At 39.3% G+C, this 1,517-nt stretch carries 2 protein-coding genes; both read right to left on the bottom strand.

Features of this window, described 5'->3' with window-relative positions:
- Nucleotides 1–186 precede the first annotated feature (186 nt).
- Nucleotides 187–1,170, bottom strand: coding sequence for a 23S rRNA (adenine(2503)-C(2))-methyltransferase RlmN (rlmN, locus tag ACTNBY_RS09285; protein WP_441064276.1), 984 nt, complete (start codon nt 1,168–1,170; stop codon nt 187–189).
- Nucleotides 1,171–1,186: 16 nt separating this feature from the next.
- Nucleotides 1,187–1,372, bottom strand: coding sequence for a cysteine-rich KTR domain-containing protein (locus ACTNBY_RS09280; protein ID WP_003431289.1), 186 nt, complete (start codon nt 1,370–1,372; stop codon nt 1,187–1,189).
- Nucleotides 1,373–1,517 lie beyond the last annotated feature (145 nt).

The following is a 1,517-nucleotide window of genomic DNA, read 5'->3' as shown; positions in this document are numbered from 1 at the left end:
CCAGCCCCAGCTCCCGGGTCGCCCGGTGAAGGCGAGGAAGAAGGGCGTGAAGGGAGCGAAGAGCGTTGCTGCCTAGGCTAGCCCCTTGTCACACAAACTACCGAAGCCTCTAAAAAAGCCGATAACACATAGGTTTTTTGACCTAATGCGTTATCGGCTCTGCGTCTATGCGTCTGGCACTTTTAATCATTTTTTTTTGAATTTATTATATGTGTTAGCTAACTGTCCACAAGCCGCGTTAATCTCTCTGCCATGAGAAACTCTAATAGTAACTTCAAGTCCTGCTTGCTCTAATTGATGTTTGAATGCAACTATTTCCCGTTTCTGTGGTGCTTTAATTCTTGAATTGCTTGTTGGGTTGTATTGTAACACGTTAATCATAACTTTTTTGCCCCGAAACCATTTTGCAAGTTGTCTTACATCTGAGGGCCGGTCATTTATACCCGGTAAAAGCAAATACGCAAAGACAATTTTGCGATTATGCCTTTCAGAATAGGATAAGGCTTGCTTAACAACATCTTCAATAGCATATATGCGCATGTGAGGAATAATACGATTTCTTGCAGATTGTGTTGCTGCGTGTAAAGATATTGTCAACTGAATTTTAAGATGTTCCTCGCGCAATTTTTTTAATTGATCGACCGGACCAACTGTTGATATGGTAATGCCATCGGTGGGAAAGTTAAGTCCATTTCTATCTCGAAGAATATGGATTGCTTTTATCAAGTTGTCATAATTGAATAAAGGCTCTCCCATACCCATAAAAACGATACGGTTTACTTTTCGACGCAACAATATAATCTGTTGTACGATTTCTGACGGTGTTAGATTACGAACAAAACCATTGCGTCCGGACTCACAAAAAATACAACCAACAGGACAACCGACTTGTGTGCTCACGCAAACAGTTCCACCATCTCGCCGCTTGATAAAAACCGTTTCAATGTATTTGTTGTCTTTCAGTTCGTAAACATACTTTTCAGTATCGCTACTTTTGCAAATATTTTTTACCAACATTGATAGATTTTTTTTGCGTGGTAATTGCTTATATAATTCTTCATATAAGGCTTTTGCTTCATTCTCGCCAATAACTTCCGACATTTCTTTGTAAGTAAATCCGTATGGATCATTCCGTACTTCCGCAGGCGTATATTTAGGTAAACGTTTCATTTTTATATCCTTTCTTCTAAATAATAAAAGTTTGTTTTTCTGTATTTTTGATTACAATCTCTAATTTTTCTACATCAATGATATGCGTCAATTTGCATTTAGGGCAGAAAAGAGGAAAATCTTTTAATACAGTATTATGAAATACTTGAACTCTCGTCTTTCCGTTACAAATCGGACATTTTATCCAATATTTTTTAAGCATTATATTTCACTCGTCCTTTTTACACAAAAAAATGGGCTCTTCGGTGGTTTCTGTGGGAGAGATTCCGGCATAGGCCCAGCTCAGCGGGCGAAAACAACGATCTGGAACTGAAACGGCCCCGGGAGGGGCCGTTTCCGCGTCATCC

The sequence above is a fragment of the Collinsella sp. HCP28S3_E12 genome (assembly GCF_052065595.1).
In the GTDB taxonomy this organism is placed as follows: Bacteria; Actinomycetota; Coriobacteriia; order Coriobacteriales; family Coriobacteriaceae; genus Collinsella.
Note: the sequence above shows the minus strand (reverse complement) of the source record. Positions and strands in the feature narration are given on the sequence as shown.

Excerpts from the sequence above, each read along its gene's own strand:
- ACTNBY_RS09280 (WP_003431289.1), bottom strand. The coding sequence starts at position 1,372 with ATGCTTAAAAAATATTGGATAAAATGTCCGATTTGTAACGGAAAGACG.
- rlmN (WP_441064276.1), bottom strand. The coding sequence starts at position 1,170 with ATGAAACGTTTACCTAAATATACGCCTGCGGAAGTACGGAATGATCCA.